This window comes from Candidatus Laterigemmans baculatus (genome assembly GCF_010367455.1).
In the GTDB taxonomy this organism is placed as follows: Bacteria; Planctomycetota; Planctomycetia; order Pirellulales; family Pirellulaceae; genus Laterigemmans; species Laterigemmans baculatus.
In genome coordinates, this window is sequence record NZ_WRPR01000080.1 from 23,915 (window position 1) to 39,593 (window position 15,679).

The window sequence follows — 15,679 nt, forward strand, 5'->3', positions numbered from 1 at the left end:
CGGGGGCTAGCGCCCGGCGGCTGATGAATAATCCGGTTTAGCGGAGCAACCGCAGGACTTCCTCGTGCAGCGGGCCGTTGGTGCCGACCGCATCGCCCGACTTAGTGGTCGCCACGCCCGACCAGTCGCTGAACCGGCCGCCGGCTTCTTCGATCACCGGCCGAATGGCGGCCACGTCCCAGGGATTGACGATCGGGTCGACCATCACGTCCGCCCTTCCGGTGGCGACCAGGAAGTACCCGTAGCCGTCCCCCCAGGTCCGGGTGATCCAGGCCGCCTGCTGCAATTGCTCAAACGCCTGGCCGCTGCCACGGGCCGAGAAGGAATCGATCTGGGTGGTGACGAAGATCGCCTTGGCGAGCTCGCCGCGAGCCGAGACCTGCGAGCGCTTCCAGGGGCTGCTCGGTGAAGCCCGATGCCACGCCCCCAACCCTTTCGCCGCAACGACCGCTTCGCCCAGAGCCGGAATCCAGATCCCGCCGGCCACCGGTTCGCCCCGAGACTCCAGCGCCACCAGCGTCGAATACAGGGGAACGCCCGCGATGAACGACTTGGTGCCGTCGATCGGGTCGACCACCCAGCGGTAGTCCGAACTGCCGGCGGCCTCACCATGCTCTTCCCCGAGCAATCCATCGTCGCGATAGGCCCGGCCAATGGCACTGCGAAATTCCGCTTCCGCCGTTCGGTCGGCGACCGTCACCGGCGAGTCATCCGACTTCGCTTCGACGTCCAAGCCGTGGCCGCCGAAGTACCGCAGCGTCACCGCGGCGGCGAGCTCCGCCGCTTCGAGCATCGATTGCAGCCGACCCTCGTACTGACTCTGCCAAGCCCCCGGTCCCTCGACGGCCCCGTGCCCTCGGTCTGCTGCGTTCAAAGATCTGCCTCCGCCGTGGAATTGGATTGCTGATGCTCGGGCAAGAACGACCGCCACACGAGCATGATCGCGCCGACGACCAGCAGGCTGTCAGCGATGTTGTAATTGGGCCATTTGTAGGCGTCACCGGCCTGCATCAATATCCAATCGCGGACTCCGCTCTTCCAGGGAACCGGAAGCCCTTCGTACCACCACATCCCCAGCCGATCGTAGAGGTTGCCGAGAATTCCCGCACTGACCATCGCCAGCGCCGTGCACAACCACCAGCTGCGAGCGGCACCAAACCAAAACAACCAGACGAGGATCCCCACCCCGGCCATCACCGAGAGGGTCGCAAACAGCAGCCCCTTGCCGGCTCCGATCCCAAACACCGCTCCGGTATTCACCGCGGTCTCGATTCCCAAGTAGCCCTCGATGACCCACTTCACCGGCTTTTCGCTGGGCAGCCCGCGATAGCGAAAGGCCAGCTCCTTGGTCGCCAAGTCGGCTGCCGCACCAAGCACCGCGATCAAGCAATAGACGACGATGCGATTGGCCGGAACGCGGCTAGCGGAAACGGGATGGCCAGACGATTCGGTCCGTGATCGTTCGGGCATGGAGAATTTCGGCGGCTTCGGGGATTTCGGAGGCTTCGGGGATTTCGGTTTTTGAGCCGTAGGCGCTAGCCTCGGGTGAGCCGTAGGCGCTAGCCTCGGGTGAGCCGTAGGCGCTAGCCTCGGGTGAGCCGTAGGCGCTAGCCTCGGGCCTCTACTGAGCCGTAGGCGCTAGGCTCTGTCAGAAAACTGGACTTCACTATTACCCTCCCCCCGGGAGGGCCGGGCTCTTAGACCCGGGGAGGGCTGCCGAACTCAGCTGTGTCGAGACTCTTCGTCCCGCATCGCCCTCCCCGCTCGTTCCTCGCGACCCTCCCGGGGGGGGAGGGTGTCGTTCCAGGTTTCCTGTCAGTGCCTAGAGTCGCCGAAAACCCAGCCAGCGGCAATACGGACGTCAGTCAGCTCCGCCGCGGATCAGTTCGATCATCTCGGCGGTCGACATCCGCCCGGCGCGATCGGTGCCGTCGAGCACGCTGGCAACCAGTTCGCGTTTGTCGGCGTGCAGCGAGAGGATTTGTTCTTCGATCGAATCGCGGGCGACCAACCGGAAGACGGTCACTGGCCGCGACTGGCCAATCCGATGGGCCCGGTCGGTCGCCTGGTCTTCGACGGCCGGGTTCCACCAGGGGTCGAGGTGGATCACGTAGTCGGCGGCCGTCAGGTTCAGCCCGGTCCCGCCCGCCTTGAGCGAGATCAAAAACAACTCCCCCTCGCCTTGCTGGAACGCGTCGACCCGCCGCTGACGCTCGGCCGAAGGCGTCGCGCCGTCGAGGTACTGGTAGGCGATTCCGCGACTGTCGAGCGCTTCGCGAACGATGCTCAGATGCTGGACGAACTGGCTGAAGACGAGCGCCCGATGCTCTCCCTCGCGGAGTTCCTCGACCGTCTCGAGAAACAGATCGAGCTTGGCCGAACTCTTCTTCCACGTCGCATCGACCAGCCTCGGGTGACACGCCATCTGCCGCATCCGGGTCAGCCACGCGAGCACCCGGAACCGCTTGTCCCCTTCGTTCGGCTCACCTCCGCCGCCGCCATTCGATTCAGCAGCGGCACTCAATCCGCCACCGCCATTCAGGTCGGCCAGCGCCGCCAGCCGCGCGGCTTCATAGCGACGGCGTTCGGTCTTGCCCATTTCGGCGAACAGCGTCACTTCGGTGCGCGGCGGCAATTCACTGAGGACCTTGTCTTTGGTCCGTCGCAGGATGAACGGCTGGACCAAGCGGGCCAGCGACTGGCGGCGACCCTCGTCCCCATGCTTTTCGATCGGATCGGCAAAGCGGGTGCGAAACTGTTCCCACGAGCCGAGCAGCCCAGGGCTGATCGTCCGCAAGAGACTCCACAGCTCTCCGAGATGGTTCTCCAGCGGCGTTCCAGAAAGCCCCAGCCGCCACCCCGCCTCGATCGCCCGCACCGCCTGGGCCGTCTTGGTCGCCGCATTCTTGATGTACTGGGCTTCGTCCAACACCAGCGTGTGCCAGGCCCGCGAGCCGAATCGCTCGGCGTCCTGGCGGAGCAGCTGGTAACTGACGATCACCAGATCTCTCGGCCCGGCCGCCTCGACGATCGCTTCGCGGTCCCCGTCGCGATACAGGTGCGGGGTCAGGCTCGGGGCGAACCGCAGCGTCTCGCGAAACCAGTTGTCACCAACGCTCGTCGGGGCCACGATCAAGGCTGGCCCATCGCTGGCGCGATCGAGCAGCACGCCGAGCGTCTGGACGGTTTTGCCGAGCCCCATGTCGTCGGCCAACAACCCACCGGCTCCCCAGGCCGAGAGCTTCGCCAACCAGCAGTAGCCCTCTTTCTGGTAGCTTCGCAGCTCGGCATCGAGCGTCTTGGGCACTCGTGGCCGCATCCGCTGGACTTGCTCGAGTCGGCTGAGCGTCTCCCGCCACCGCGCGGCCGCCTCGAAGGGAATGTCCCCGCCGATCAATTCCTGGACCGCTGGGACCGCGGCGCTCGCGACCCGCACGCCCCCACGGTCGGGCTGGACGGTGTCGCCGAGTTGCTCGAGCCGCTTGCGGAACGTGTCGCTGACCCGAGCAAATTCATTGTCGCCGACGCGGACGTACTTCTGCCCGCCGCGGACCGCGGCCAACAAATCGGCGAGCGAGATCTCCACGTCGTCGATTTTCAGCGATCCGGTAAGCCCGAACCAGTCGCGACGATCCTCGACCTGCACCCGCATCGCTTGTGGCTGCAGCTCGCCCAGCATGCGAATCTTCTTTCCCTCGGGCCACAGCACTGGCGGGGCTTCGTCGCCGAGCTCCCGCAGCGTGTCGAGCAACCGCAGCGCGGCATCGTCGGTTTCGCATTGCCAGCTGTACTCGCCGACGAAATCGAGCGCCCCCAACTGGAGCCGCTCGGCCAACGCCTCGCCGCGCTCGCGTTCTTCACGCGGATTGCGGACCAATCGCAGCGGTCCCTCGGCGCGGTGGATGCGGACCTCCTGGGGAGGAAGCCCCGGAACCAGTGGCTCGGCGAGCCGCGCGTCGGCCAACCGCAGCGCCACCTGCAGCCCGTGGCGGCTCGGCGTCAGCAGCAGCGAGAGCTCCGGCGGTAGCGGCTCCGCGGGCCCGGCCAACGACTCGGGCAACTCGACTTCCACCAACGAAGCCAAACGCCCGCTCGACTCCATCAGCTCGACCGCCGTCTCGCGGCTGATCTCCAGCCCGTTCGCACCCCGGTTCAAAACCTGCAGGATCCACATCCCGAGACGCGATTCGGTGCGTGCCGAGAACAGCAACCGGTTGCCCGCATGGTCGCCGACGACGATCCGCTGCGTCTCGGGCGAGTCGCCGCAGATCAGCAGGCTCCCTTCGCAGGGGGTCAGCAGCATGTCGCCGAGCGTCACCAGCAACCGATAATCCTCGCCATGCTCGCGGAGCGCCAAGCGGAGGGGGTGCTCCTCGACGACGATCGGCGTGGCCTCGGCGTCGTCCCAAGCGACCGCCGGATGGTCGCAGAACAACGGCAACAGCTCCCAGTACGCCTGCGCCCGGTAGGTGTACGACATCGCGAACGCGCGGATCTGCGACGCCAGCGCCCGGTCGGTTTCGGTCGCCGCCTGGAGCGCGGCGGCAGTCATCGCGTGAGCCCGCAATTCCCGCCCCTTGGTCCACCCGCGGCCCGACTTCTTCAGCCGCTGCTCGATCGCACGGACGGTGATCGGCATCCGCTTGCTCTGCGGATCGAGGCTGATTCGCCACTGGATGCGAGTCTCGGTCCGCTCCGCCGGCGGCTGGACGTCGGCCGCGAGCTGCACGAGGTCTCGCAGCAAATAATCGCCGGCCCGCGGCGCCGTCTGGTCGATCGACGCCAGCCACTGCTCAAATTTTTCGTGACTGTCGCAGACGGTTTGCAGCATCCACCGCGCGATCGCCGCGTCGTGCTTGCACTCGTCATACCGCTGAAAGTAGTGGCAATCGCAGTGGCTCGAAGCCGAGTACCGGATGCGATGCGGGGTGTTCACAGCGTGCGCGGGCGATCGTCCCCGGCTGCCGCCCGCTCGGCTCGGCTCGAGCATGAACCCAATCTCGGCTTCGCGAGGGCCGCTGTTTCTCGAATCGCGAACTTCAAACCGCCAGACGATCCAGTCCCGCTCGCGATAGATCACCGGCCGCGGGCTGACCTCGACGCTTGCCGCCCGACCGAACATTTCCGGAGGGAAGCTGGAGGCGAACTCGCGGAGCGCCCGGACCAGCCCCACTCGCTGCTCTTCGGAGGAAAACTGCGAGGCCGGGACGAGCTCCAACTCCTCGATCATGACGATTCCGTTTGAGTAACTTCCGATAGTGGGTGTCGAGGGGCAGTATACGCGTGGTCCCGGAAACCGGGAACGCAAGATGCAACGCTCGCCAGGCCGCTCCCTCCCGCTGGCTCCCTACAAGCCTTACGATGGGCAGCCTCAACCAAGGCGACCCGAGAACGACAAGCAATCCTGCAACTCCGAGGAACTTTGAGAGATGCCGAAACTGACCGTGGCTGGTGTTGGCGAGTTCGACGTCCCGCAAGGCAAACGGCTCGTCCAAGCCCTGATCGACGAAGCCGGAACCGACCAACTGCACGCCTGCGGCGGAGTCGCCCGCTGCACCACCTGCCGGGTGCGGTTCGTCGAGGGAGAACCCGACAAGATGACGGCCGCCGAGCAGGAAGTCCTGCGGGCCCGCGGAGTGACCGAGGCGGGCGTCCGGCTCAGCTGCCAAATCGTCTGCGACCACGACATGTCGGTCGAACTGATCAGCCGGCTCGAAGGGAGCGGCCGCAAAGATCAGGGCGGTCCAGTGGCCGACGAAATCCAACCCCAGCCGGTCTGGGTCGAGAAGTAAGCGGCCCCCAGCCCTCCGTCCTCCGTCACAACTCGATCGTGTCCATGACCTGGTAGGTGGGGCCGGTTTTATCGAGAAAGCTGGCGTACAGACAAACCTTCTCCGCCAGCATCGATCCGAGCTCCACGTCGGCGGCCGCTCGGATCCGCTCTCCCACTTCGGGCGCCCCGCGGCGACTTCCTCCGCGGGTCCGCCCGAGCGTCAGATGGGGGACGTAATCGCGCGGCTCGGGCTTGAACCCAAGATCGGCAAGCGCCGGTTCGAGCCGCCCGACCAGCTCACGGAGCACCTCGCCTCCTTCGACGATCCCGGCGTAGACGACCCGCGGCCGCGACGGGTCCGGAAACGCGCCGGCGCCGCGAAACTCTAGGGCAAACGGCGGGATTCCCCGACAGCAATCGCGGACCGTTGCGCAAACCTTGGGCAGCTCGCGGTTATCGACTTCCCCGAGGAACTTCAGCGTCAGGTGCAGGTTCTCTCCCGGCACCCACTTGATCCCATCCCGCTCGCCCGAGAGGCGACGCACCAGCCCGGCCGCCGATTTCTGAATCGCCGCCGTAATCGGCAAGGCGATGAAGGAGCGAATGGTTTGCATGGGGCACCTTTTAACCGATCGTCAGCATTTCTCGGTACCAGCCGAGCCGTTGGTCGAGATCGTCGAGCTCGATTCGCTGCATCCGTTCGAGGCTGAAGTCCTCGACGTTGAAGCTGGCCACGAGCGTGCCGTAGGCGAGCGAGCGTTTGAGGGTGGCTTCGTCGTGCTTGTCCTGGGCGGCGATGTAGCCCATCATCCCGCCGGCAAAGCTATCGCCGGCACCGGTCGGGTCGACGACTTTGGCGGTCGGGTAGGCGGGCAGCGTGTAGACGGCTTCCTCGCCGAAGAACATCGCTCCGTGCTCGCCTTTCTTGACGATCACGAATCGCGGCCCCATCTGGCGGATCTTCATCCCCGCGGCGACCAAGTTTTCTTCCTCGGTGAGCAACCTCGCTTCGCTGTCGTTGATCACCAAGCCATCGATCCGGCGAAGCAGCTTGAGCAGATCCTCGTGCTGAGTCTGGATCCACAGGTCCATCGTATCGGCCACGACCAGCGCGGGCTGGGCCATCTGGTCGAGAACCTTGGCCTGGACCACCGGCGAGCCGTTGGCCAGAAAGACGTAACGACTGTCGCGAAACGCTTCGGGGACGTGCGGGTCGAAGTCGCCAAACACGTTCAGCTCGACTTCCAACGTCTCGCGATCATTCATGTTGGGCATGTACTTGCCCTTCCAGAAGAAGGTCTTGCCCCCTTCCTTGACCTGCAGCCCGGCGGTGTCGACGCGGCGCGCCTGCAGCATCTCCGTGTGCTCCTGCGGCCAATCCTCGCCGACCACGCCTACCAAGCGAACGGGGGTAAAGTAGCTGGCCGCGTAGGAAAAATAGACGGCCGAGCCGCCGAGGACGCGATCGCGCTCGGCCGTGGGAGTATGGATGCTGTCGAAAGCAACCGATCCGACTACCAAAAGACTCATAGAGGGGCTGCGGGGTTGAGGTGAAAACAAGATGATTGAGAGCGCGTGCGCCAAGCCTGCCCGCTGACGTCGTCGCCGAGCATGACCGCTGATCACGACTGCTGAGCATGACTGCCGAGCATGACCGCTGATCATGGCCGCTGCGGTGGGCATTATGGAGGGGGCGCACCGTTTGAGCCACCCGCATTGGAGCCCCCGGGTTCGCCCATGCCGAATTTCACGCCCCAGCCGTTTCGCCCCCACCGCGTCTTTCGCGGCGGGCACCTGCAGACGATCGCGATCGCACTCCGGCCGCTGACGCTGGCCCACGACACCGAAGGGGCGACGCGGCACCGGGTCGATCTGCCCGACGGCGACGCGATCGTGCTGCACGACGACTGCCCACCCCAGTGGCAACCGGGTGACCCGAGCCTGCTGCTGATCCACGGCCTCTGCGGTTCGCACGCAGCGAGCTACATGCGGCGGCTGGCCGATCGTTTCAACCGCCGCGGGGTCCGCTCGTTTCGGATGGACATGCGGGGTTGTGGAGCGGCCGAATCGTTCGCCCGCCGTTTGACCCACGCCGGACGGAGCGAGGACGTGTTGGCGGCGATCGAGTCGATTGCGGCAATCACCGGGGCCGGTCCGATCTGGGCCATCGGGGTCTCGCTCGGAGGCAATCAGCTGCTCAAGGGGCTCGGCGAACTCGGTGCGGGAGAGGCTTCGCTGGGGGCTGCCGGCGAGCGGCTTGTGCGCGCGGCGGCCGTCTCGCCGCCGGTCGATCTCGTCCGCTGCTCGAACCACATGCAGCGGCTGTGGATGCGGCCCTACAACCGCTACTTCATCCGCGCGCTGTTTAGTCGGATCCCGTCGCAAGTCCGCGCCAGCGAAGCATTTCGCAAAATCGACCTGACGCGGCGCCCGAGGACGCTCCGCGAACTCGACGACCGGATCACCGCTCCGCTCTCGAACTTCGCTTCGGCCGAAGACTACTACCGGCGGTCGGCCGCAGCCAACTTCGTCGCCAACAACAAAATCGAGACGTTGGTGCTCGCCGCGGCCGATGATCCGATCGTGCCGATCGCCTGCTTTACTCACGCCGAGTGGCCCCAGTCGACACACCTGGAGATCCCCCGCGGCGGCGGCCACGTCGCCTTCCTGGCTCGCGGAAACACCCGCTGCTGGATGGACGAATGCCTCGGCGACTGGTTCGCCTGAGGTGGATGTTACTCCTCCCCTTCCTTCGTACTCGTACTCAGCGCAGCAGTACTCGTACTCAGCGCAGCGGTACTCGTACTCAGCGCAGCGGTACTCGTACTCAGCGCAGCGGTACTCGTACTCAGCGCAGCGGTACTCGTACTCAGCGCAGCGGTACTCGATACGCGCGTTGGTCCTGCAGGCGTAAGCGGCGCTCGACTCGAGTACGAGTACGAGTACGAGTACCGCTTCGCTGAGTACGAGTACGAGTAGGAGGGAAAAATCCCCTACTCCTCGCGAAAGAAACCGTGTTTGCGGGCCCGCTCCTCCCATCGCTGGCGGGCCAGCTGCTGCATGTCGACCGAGCGATCGTGCTCGTCGACGATCTCCAGCCCGAGCAACGTCTCGACCAGATCCTCGAGCGTGACCAGCCCCGAGACGCTGCCATATTCGTCGACCACGATCGCAATGTGACCGCGGCGGTCGAGCAGCATCTCCATCAGATCGGGCAGCGGCGTGGTTTCCATCACCGCCGGCAGATCGCGACGAAAATCGCTCAGCGGCCGATCCTCTTCACCGCGGGCCTGCGCCAGTAGCAGATCGCTCTTGAGCACGAAGCCGGTCACGTCGTCGAGCTTTCCGGCGAAGATCGGCAGCCGCGAAACGGGCACTTCGCTCTGCTTCTCATAGAATTCCCCGACCGTCGACTGCTGCTCAAAGGCGATCATCACCGTCCGCGGCGTCATGATGTCGGCCACGGCAACGTGGCGGAATCGCATCAGATTGCCGAGCACCTTGGACTCGTTGATATCGAGCAAGCCTTCTTTGGCTCCAATCTCGGCCATCGCCATCAGCTCTTCGCGGGTCACGGCATGCGAAACCTGGCCGCCCGAGAGGATCTTGGTCAGCTGTTCGCTGAGCCAGACCAGTGGATAGAGCAGGAGAATCAGCCAGTCGACCAGCAGCCCGACCAGCGGACTGAGCCACCGCCAGTAGAGTGCGCCGATCGTCTTGGGGATGATCTCGCTGAGGACCAAGATCAACAGCGTCATCACGGCGCTGGCGATCCCCACCGCTTGATTGCCATACAACCGCGCCGCCTCCGCCCCCACGCCCGCCGCCCCCACGGTGTGAGCGATCGTGTTGAGGGAGAGGATTGCAGCCAGCGGCCGGTCGATGTTCTCCTTGAGCTTCGCCAGTCGCTCGGCCGCCGCCGGCTTCGATTCGCGAAGCGTGACGATGAACGACGGAGTCACCGACAGCAGCACGGCTTCGGCGATCGAACAGAGAAAGGAAAAGCCGATCGAGAAAATGAAGTACAGCAGCAGCGGAATCAGTGCAATCATGGCAGGCGAACTTCGACTTCCGCATTACGAGGAGAAAACATAGTCGCCTTTCGCTCCGCGAAAGTAGCGGTCTTGCGCACCTCTCGCGCATCCGATCAGCCGCCGGGCGCTAGCCCGGATTATTCATCAGCCGCGACGCGCTAGCCCGGATTATTCATCAGCCGCCGGGCGCTAGCCCCCGATTTCTAAAAAACGCCGTGACAACCTCACCCTCCCCCCGGGAGGGTCGGGCTCTTAGGCCCGGGGAGGGCGAGCTGATCCACTCTCTGGGTCCCAACTCCGACGCCTACCTCGACGCCCAGGCGCCCTCCCCGCTCGTTCCTCGCGACCCTCCCGGGGGGAGGGTGACGAGTGGGGAACGCCAAAGTCTTTCCTCAATCCGCTCGCCCCTTGGCTTCCATATTTCCCCAGGTATCGCGGAGGCCGACGATTCGGTTGAAGACGCGCTGCTCGGGGCTGCTGTCCGAATCAACCACAAAATACCCGATCCGCTCGAACTGGACCCGTGTGCCGACCTCGGCTTCGGCAACCGCGGGCTCGGCCTTGGCCGTGATCGTCTGGATCGAATCGGGGTTAAGGTGATCGAGGAACGTCTCGCCCTCGGCTCCCGCGTCGGGGTTCTCGACCCGGAACAGCCGGTCGTACAGCCGCACTTCGACATCCGCCGCGTGCTCGCCACTGACCCAGTGAATCGTGCCTTTGACTTTGCGATCGCTCGACCCGCTGCCGCTGCGGGTTTCCGGATCGTAAGTGCAGAGAATTTCGACCACCTTCCCGTCGGCGTCTTTGACCACGTCGTGGCAGTCGATGATATAGGCGGCCCGCAACCGCACGCCCCCTCCCTTCTTGAGGCGGAAAAACTTGCGGGGTGCTTCTTCGCGGAAATCGTCGCGCTCGATGTACAGCGTTCCGGAAAACGGCACCTGCCGCGTTCCTCCTGCCGGATCCTCGGGGTTGTTCACCGCCTCGACCATTTCCACTCGCCCCTCGGGCCAGTTGGTGAGGGTCAACTTCACTGGATCGAGGACAGCCATCCGCCGGTCAGCGACGCGATTGAGGTGTTCGCGAACGGCGTTCTCCAGCTTGACCACATCGATCGTGCTGTTGAACTTCGCCACTCCGATCTCGGCGCAGAAATTTCGGATCGACTCGGGCGTGTAGCCCCGCCGCCGCAGTCCGCTGATCGTCGGCATCCGCGGGTCATCCCAGCCGCTGACACGCTTCTCTTGAACGAGTTGTAAGAGCTTGCGTTTGCTCATCACCGTGTAGGTGAGATTCAACCGCGCAAATTCGATCTGCCGCGGATTATGAATCTTGAGCGCCTGGCAAAACCAATCGTAGAGCGGTCGGTGGTTTTCAAATTCGAGGGTGCAGATCGAGAACGTGATCCCCTCGAGCGAGTCGCTCTGGCCATGAGCCCAGTCGTACATCGGATAGATGCACCAAGCGTCACCGGTGCGATGATGATGGGCGTGCATGATCCGGTACATGACGGGATCGCGAAGGATCATGTTCGGCGACGCCATATCGATCTTCGCCCGCAGCGTGCGGCTGCCATCTTTGAACTCGCCCGCCTTCATTCGGGCAAACAAGTCGAGATTCTCCTCGACGCTGCGGTCGCGGTTGGGGCTATTGCGGCCCGGTTCGGTCACCGTCCCGCGGTACTCGCGGGTCTGCTCGCCGGTCAGATCGCAGACGTAAGCCTTCCCATCGCGGATCAGCTGCACCGCCCAATCATAGAGCTGCTCAAAATAGTCGCTCGCATACCGCAACTCGTTCCAGGTGAAACCGAGCCAGCGGACATCCTCCATGATCGAGTCGACATACTCGGTCTCTTCTTTGGTCGGGTTCGTATCGTCAAAGCGGAGATTGCAGGAGCCTCCATACTTTTTCGCCAACCCGAAATTCAGACAAATGCTCTTGGCATGCCCGATGTGCAAGTAGCCATTCGGCTCCGGCGGAAAGCGCGTCGCCACGCCGTCGAAGCGACCGGCGGCCAGATCGCGCTCGATCGCCTGTTCGACGAAATTCAACTTCGCGGAAGCCGTTTCGTTCGAAGGTGCGGTTTCGTCCGAAGGAGAGGGAGGCAGCGAGTCATTCATCCTGAATTCCTGGAGCAAGCTTTCTTTTGGTGGAACAGTTTCAGTGTCTCGCCTGGATCCGCCGCCGCGCTTCGAGCGTCCGGTTTTCACGGCGTTTTCGGAAACCGGGGGCTAGCGCCCGGCGGCTGATGCAATATTCGGGCTGACGGCCGGCGGCAGTTGCATCAATCGACCTAGCTCGCCGCTTCGCCTTCCGCGGCAGGACCGGCGACGGCCTCGGTCTGCGGAGCGGGTTGTTCGAGCGAGCGGATGTAGTTGATCACGTGCCACACGTCCTGCTCTTCGAACTCGCCCTCGACGAACGTCGCCCCCGGCATCGGCGTTCCCGCGATCCCGTTGACGATCCGTCGGTAGAGCGAAGCGGGATCGCTCCCTCCGCGAAATACGCCTTCGGCAAAGTTGCGGGGCTGAACGTTCTGCGGCATCAGGGCGCCGCGCGCCAACAGCGGGATCAGCTGCTCGCGATCGGTCGGATCGAGTCCCACCCGCACCGTCCAGTCCTTGGCCCAATCGTCGAAGTCATTGGTCTGGCCGTCCCCCTTTCCTTCCAGCCCATGGCATTTGGCGCAAGAGGCGACCGCCCCGACAAACAACTTCTGCCCCCGTTCGACCGAAGCCTGCAATTGCTCCGCCTCGGGCCCCTCCATCATCGCCACGAATTCCGCACGATTGGCGGGCACCGGAATGTCCTCGGGCAATTCGACTTCGGTGACTTCGTCCCCCGCCTCGAGCCACGTCTCACCGATCTCCGTCACATAGTCGGTGATGTAATCCCACTGCTCTTCGAACAATTCCTTGTCTTCTTCGGAAGTGGCGTTGGCAAACTCGGGAACGATGATCCGGTTCTCCGGGTCTCCCGCTGCCACATCCAACTCCAGCACCGCACCGTCGATCATTCTCCGTTCCACCTCACCCCGCCAGGACAGGTAGATGACGTAATCGACGAGCGCCTGGATGTCCTCCTCCGTCAGGCTGGGAATTTTGACCATCGCCGTTCCGGGGATCCCGTCGCGGATCAGCTCGGCCAGATCCTCGCGGGTCGGTTTGGCGCCGCGCGTGGTCGATTTGAATTTGAAAACTCCCATCCGGTAATCGCGCGGATAGGGATTCAAAATCGCCCCGGTCGGCCCTCGCCCGTCACCGGAGACGCCATGGCAGGGGGCGCAGTGCACGCGGTACAACCCGGCACCGCCACCGGACGCACCCGCCGCCGAGTCGCCACCTGCCGCCGAGTCGCCACCTGCAACGGGCCCCGCCGCATGCTGCAGCCGCTCGAGCGAGACGATCGAGGCCAACTCCTCATCTTCGACGACCGCTTCGGGCAGCTGGGGGTGGTCCGGCGTGCCGAACATTTTCTCCACCGCCCACCGGGTGTCGCTGAGCACCTGGTCCATGGGCATTTCCTCGGTCATCGCGTACTTATGCGCGTGGACCAAGTTGGGTTCGAACACCACGGGCCGCTCCTCGCGGTGGCATCCGAGCGCGAGTCCCGAGCCCAGGAGCAGCCCGAGGGTGACCAAATTCCGCTTCATTTCTCTAACCCTTTTCGGAATTTTCCAACAACACGGCTCGGCGAATTCTCGCCTCGGTCTGTTCGCGGCCCAAGACTTCTAAGGTTTCGAACATGCCAAAGCCCACGGGCTGCCCGGTCGTCGCGACACGGAGCGCGTGAATGATCTGTCCGATCTTGATGTCCTGCTCTTCACAGAACTGTTTCAACTCCGCCTCGATTCGTTCGGCGACGAAGGGTTCGATGCTTGCCAAGCGTGCGGCAAACTGTTCGAGCAACGGCCGCGCCTCGGCGGGTTTGGCAATCCGTTTCTCGAAGGCTTTTTCGTCGTACTTCAGGTTCTCCGGCGAGACAAAGCAGAAGTCGAAATCCAAGATATCTCCTGCCACCTTAATGCGGTCCCCCGCGGCGGTGACGATCCGCGTCAATTTGTCCGAGAGCTCGCACTCCGGCGGCTGGCTCACCAGACCGGCGCGCTGGAGGTAGGGAAGCACCATCGCCACCTTCTTCTTCGGCTCCAGCTCGCTCATCCAATCGGCCTCGAAGGCCAGCATCTTCTGGGGATCGAAGCTGGCCGGAGCCTTATTGACGCGGTCGAGCGTGAAGCTCTCGATCATCGACGCTCGGGTGAACCGTTCGGTGGAACCGTCGAGCGACCAGCCGAGCAACAGCAAGTAGTTGAGGATCGCGTCGGGGAGGAACCCGGTCTCCCGGTAGAAATCGACGATCACGGGGTTGAAGGTGTCGGCGTCGACCGTCAGATGAGCCCGCTCGGCGATCCGCTGCCCGTGCTCGAGGAGTTGGGCGAAGTCTTTGTTCTTCAGATACTTGTCCAGCTTCCGCTTGCTCAGCTTGGCCGTTCCCCCGGGCTCGGCGACGTACGGCAAATGCGCGTACTCCGGGAGGGTGTAGCCGAGGGCTTCGGCGATGAAGACCTGCCGCGGCGTGTTGGGCAAATGTTCGGCCGCCCGCACGACGTGGGTAATGGCAAAGTCGTGATCGTCGACGACGCTGGCCAAATGGTACAAGCAGCTCCCGTCGGCGCGTTGCACCACGTGGTCCTGCTCCGAGGCCCAATCGACGCGGACTTCGCCGCGGATCCGGTCCTGGATCACGCACTGCCCTTCGCGCGGCATCTTGAGCCGCACAACCGCCGTTCGCCCCTCGGCCTCAAACCGATCCGCCGCGGCATCGTCTTCGGCCATCCAGCGGCGGTCATAGACGAACGTCCGGCCCGCCTTCTCCGCTTCCTCCCGCTGCGCCTGCAACTCTTCGGGCCGCGCATAATCGCGGTACGCGTGGCCGCTGGCGAGCAACCGCGCGGCCGCCGCCGCGTAGGCCTCGCCCCGCTGCGATTGAAAGTAGGGCTCGTAGGGTCCGCCGACCTCCGGCCCTTCATCCCAATCGATCCCCAGCCAGCGAAACCCGTCCAAAATCGGCTTCAGAGCCGCTTCCACATTCCGCTGCTGATCGGTGTCGTCGATCCGCAAGATGAACTGACCTCCCGCCTGCCGGGCTAGCAGCCAGTTGAACAGAGCGGTGCGTACGCCCCCGATGTGCAAATAACCGGTAGGGCTGGGAGCGAATCGAGTCCGGACCATAGCTTCAAAGCGAGTGGGTAGCGACGGGCAAAGCCCTCACTTTATCGCCCCGAGCGGAGTCCACCCAGCCGGCACCTAACGAGCCACAGCGAAGACGAGAACATCACCCTCCCCGAGGAGGGTGATGACGGGGCCTAGGCCGCTTTCCCTTGCCGCTTGAGCAACTTGCGGGCTCGCCGTCGTTCCGATTTGTTCATCGACTCCCAGTCGACCCCCTCGGGATCGAAATCGGCGTCGTCCCCATCGTCGTCGTCCGGGTCCGCTTCGCGAGCAGGCTTGGAAGAGGTTGGGGGCTGCAACCCCTGCGGTTCATCCGCACCCTCCTCTGCAGACTCATCCATTTCCTCCAACGCAGCGGCCCGGCGCAGAGACGGCAGCTTGAACCACTTCCGTCGCGGAGCCGCTTCGCCGTCCTCGGACTCGCCAGCCTCCTCGGCGGACGATTCTTCAGCCGACGCTTCCTCGCCAGCAGCTTTGCGACGACCAAACGGAAGCCCGAACCGTCTGCGGCGTGGAGTTGCCTCGCCGTCCTCGAACTCGCCGGTCTCTTCCGCGGACGATTCTTCCGTGGACGCTTCCTCGCCAGCAGCTTTGCGGCGACGACTAAACGGGAGCCCGAACCGTCTGCGGCGTGGAGCCGC

At 64.3% G+C, this 15,679-nt stretch carries 11 protein-coding genes and 1 pseudogene; 2 read left to right on the forward strand and 10 right to left on the reverse strand.

Annotated elements, in window-relative coordinates; all coding sequences use genetic code 11:
- Positions 1 to 37: 37 nt before the first annotated feature.
- The 3 genes from hisN to GNK13_RS16240 form a co-directional block, all read right to left on the reverse strand.
- Positions 38 to 874: a histidinol-phosphatase gene (gene hisN, locus GNK13_RS16230; RefSeq protein WP_235935263.1), complete on the reverse strand. Its 837-nt coding sequence runs from the start codon at positions 872 to 874 to the stop codon at positions 38 to 40.
- Positions 871 to 1,470, reverse strand: coding sequence for a signal peptidase II (locus tag GNK13_RS16235; RefSeq protein ID WP_164103607.1), 600 nt, complete (start codon positions 1,468 to 1,470; stop codon positions 871 to 873). Before GNK13_RS16235 ends, hisN begins: the two co-directional genes overlap by 4 nt.
- A 391-nt stretch (positions 1,471 to 1,861) precedes the next feature.
- Positions 1,862 to 5,230 (reverse strand): DEAD/DEAH box helicase, encoded by a 3,369-nt coding sequence (locus GNK13_RS16240; RefSeq protein WP_164103608.1) that lies wholly within the window; start codon positions 5,228 to 5,230, stop codon positions 1,862 to 1,864.
- A gap of 199 nt (positions 5,231 to 5,429) precedes the next feature.
- On the opposite strand from GNK13_RS16240, the gene GNK13_RS16245 reads away from it, so the two are divergent.
- A complete protein-coding gene (locus GNK13_RS16245) occupies positions 5,430 to 5,792 on the forward strand; it encodes a 2Fe-2S iron-sulfur cluster-binding protein (RefSeq protein WP_164103609.1) in 363 nt (120 codons plus the stop codon).
- A gap of 25 nt (positions 5,793 to 5,817) precedes the next feature.
- Here the strand turns inward: GNK13_RS16245 and thpR are convergent, their stop codons facing one another.
- Entirely contained in the window at positions 5,818 to 6,387 is a 570-nt protein-coding gene (thpR, locus tag GNK13_RS16250) for an RNA 2',3'-cyclic phosphodiesterase (protein WP_164103610.1), read from the reverse strand.
- Between the two features lie 10 nt (positions 6,388 to 6,397).
- Positions 6,398 to 7,303 carry a PfkB family carbohydrate kinase gene (locus GNK13_RS16255; RefSeq protein ID WP_164103611.1) on the reverse strand — a complete coding sequence of 302 codons (906 nt, stop codon included), beginning with the start codon at positions 7,301 to 7,303 and terminating at the stop codon, positions 6,398 to 6,400.
- A 207-nt stretch (positions 7,304 to 7,510) separates the two neighbouring features.
- Here GNK13_RS16255 and GNK13_RS16260 point away from each other — a divergent pair, with 207 nt between their 5' ends.
- The gene (locus GNK13_RS16260; RefSeq protein ID WP_164103612.1) at positions 7,511 to 8,500 is read left to right on the forward strand and encodes a YheT family hydrolase; all 990 of its coding nucleotides are present in this window, start codon (positions 7,511 to 7,513) and stop codon (positions 8,498 to 8,500) included.
- A 266-nt stretch (positions 8,501 to 8,766) separates the two neighbouring features.
- Here GNK13_RS16260 and GNK13_RS16265 read toward each other — a convergent pair whose 3' ends face one another.
- The 5 genes and pseudogenes from GNK13_RS16265 to GNK13_RS16285 form a co-directional block, all read right to left on the reverse strand.
- Complete coding sequence (locus GNK13_RS16265) at positions 8,767 to 9,825, reverse strand: CNNM domain-containing protein (protein ID WP_235935265.1); 1,059 nt, start codon at positions 9,823 to 9,825, stop codon at positions 8,767 to 8,769.
- A gap of 374 nt (positions 9,826 to 10,199) precedes the next feature.
- The gene (locus GNK13_RS16270) at positions 10,200 to 11,927 is read right to left on the reverse strand and encodes a glutamine--tRNA ligase/YqeY domain fusion protein (RefSeq protein ID WP_164103613.1); all 1,728 of its coding nucleotides are present in this window, start codon (positions 11,925 to 11,927) and stop codon (positions 10,200 to 10,202) included.
- A 173-nt stretch (positions 11,928 to 12,100) separates the two neighbouring features.
- The gene (locus tag GNK13_RS16275; RefSeq protein ID WP_164103614.1) at positions 12,101 to 13,459 is read right to left on the reverse strand and encodes a cytochrome c; all 1,359 of its coding nucleotides are present in this window, start codon (positions 13,457 to 13,459) and stop codon (positions 12,101 to 12,103) included.
- Positions 13,460 to 13,463: 4 nt separating this feature from the next.
- Positions 13,464 to 15,038: a glutamate--tRNA ligase gene (gene gltX, locus GNK13_RS16280; RefSeq protein ID WP_164103615.1), complete on the reverse strand. Its 1,575-nt coding sequence runs from the start codon at positions 15,036 to 15,038 to the stop codon at positions 13,464 to 13,466.
- Positions 15,039 to 15,172: 134 nt separating this feature from the next.
- Positions 15,173 to 15,679: pseudogene (locus GNK13_RS16285) on the reverse strand (hypothetical protein); the annotation flags it as partial.